1 protein-coding gene is annotated in these 2,066 nt (G+C 39.9%); it reads right to left on the bottom strand.

Annotated features, from left to right (window positions below; all coding sequences use genetic code 11):
• The coding region (locus Q0212_RS12140) for an autotransporter-associated beta strand repeat-containing protein (RefSeq protein WP_297925866.1) at positions 1-2,066 on the bottom strand (2,066 nt) is incomplete at both ends.

The following is a 2,066-nucleotide window of genomic DNA, read 5'->3' as shown; positions in this document are numbered from 1 at the left end:
GGTTGTTTCATCTATTTTGGCTTTTAAATTAAAACCTCCACCTTCCAACGTAACCGCATAATTCCCTTGCAAACGATTTAAGCCAACAGTACTGGCACCAATATTTTTAATAGTGCTATCTTGGTTTAACTGCACATCACGATTTAACGTAGTGACACCATCGGTTTGTAAGGTTCCGCCATTTAAAATAACGTTGGTGTCTTTTTTACCTAAACTATCATCTTTGGTAATAGTTAAAGTACCTTTATCAATCGAAACACCGCCAGTAAACTCCGTGTTTGTGCCTGATAGTGTTAATTGCCCTTCGCCTTCTTTAACAAACAAACCTTGTCCTTTAAAAGCCACTTCTAGGGTACTGCTAGTATCTTTTGTGGTGTTTATTGCACCGCGCGCACCTGTAATATCAATAGAATCGGTAGATGCTCCACCACCAATTGTTATGTCGTTTAATAGAGTTAAACCACCGCCAGCCAGCTCAACCAGTACTTTTCCACCTAAGTTTTTAGCCTCACTAATGGCTAAATTACCTTCTTTGATGGTTGTTTTGCCTTTGTAGTTGGTGTTAGTGCCACTTAGCTCTAAAGTACCCGTGCCTTCTTTAATAATACCTACCGTATTAGCATCGTTACTTAACATACCGTCTAAAACAACATTAGCACCCGTAGCACTTAGTGTTACTTGCGAACCATTAGCCCCCTTTAAGGCAATATTTTTATTTAACGTTATTGTGCTAGGTTGTTGGTTTGCCTCAAGCACAACATTAACACTCAATGCTGCATTAGCATTAAGCTCAACATTAGTATTTACGCCTAAGGCAGCAGCATTATTAATAGCAACCTTACCTTCTTTGATAATAGTTTCGCCTGCGTAAGTATTAGTACCATTAAGTATTAAACTACCTGCACCTGTTTTGGTAAGAGAAGCAGCACCCGAAACGGTATCAGTGAGTGTTAAAGATGTATTTTGGGGTGTGGTTAATGGGTTAATTTGTGGGGTGGACAGTGTGACATTACCACTAACCAGCTCGACTTTATTAGCTAAAGTAACATCGGCTCCACTTTGCAAAGTTGTGCCATTTTGTAATTTTACATTGCCTGTGCCTAAGGCTTTATTATTGGCAGCAGTCACTGTACCTTGTTGTATATCTGTATTGCCACTATATAAGTTTTCGGCGTTTAGGCTAATTTCGCCCGCACCTGTTTTAACAAGGCTGCCTGTTCTGTATTGAACCGTTAAATCATTACCAGGGTCTGTATTATAGTCGGCATCTTTAACAGCCTTATTAAAGACCGATTTAGTGTCTTTATCTGCGTTAATGGTTGTTTGACCATTTAGTTTAAACTGGTTATTAAAAGTCGCATTGCCTGTAATATGCAAATTAGAATCAGCGGCATTATTTGCTACGCCCTGATTAAACTCAACATTGCCTGTACCTAAATTTTGTTTAACTTCAATGTTGCCCTGCACCAATAAATTACCAGCAAAGGCACTGCTATCACCATTGAAAGCAAGGGTTTTGGCACCTTTATCAACCCTTAAGGTTGCTTTATCTGTACCTGTTAATCCACGAATACTTAGGTCTTCATCTTGCCGTAATGTAGCACCATTAATGCCATCACCCACGGTAATACCATGTTCCAAATCAAGCTTGGCATTTGCTGCAGTAGTATCTAAGGTAGTCCCGTCTTTTAGAGTAAGCTGTGCTGCGTCTGCCCCTAAGTTTTGGTTGGCATCAATTTTTAATGTGCCAGACTCAACCGTAATGCCACTGACAGTATTATTTCCTTTAAGCGTCAATGTACCATCATGTGTAAATACAGTTTGACCATATTGGTCTTTAACTATGTTACCATTTGCATCTTTTTTAGCTGTGCCTGTTTGCGTTAATGTGCCATCACCACTAATATCTGTTTCTATGGTAAGGTCGAACGCACCAATATCTAGACCACCACCCTCTTGCCCTACTTTAAGCAAGCGAGATGCTGCATCACCCTTTTTAAAACTCACCGCATCTGCTGCACCAAGCTGTAATGTACCACCATTTAAGGTAATATCCGTTGCTTGCA

It is taken from the genome of uncultured Agitococcus sp. (genome assembly GCF_937920075.1).
Lineage (GTDB): Bacteria > Pseudomonadota > Gammaproteobacteria > Pseudomonadales > Moraxellaceae > Agitococcus.
Note: the sequence above shows the minus strand (reverse complement) of the source record. Positions and strands in the feature narration are given on the sequence as shown.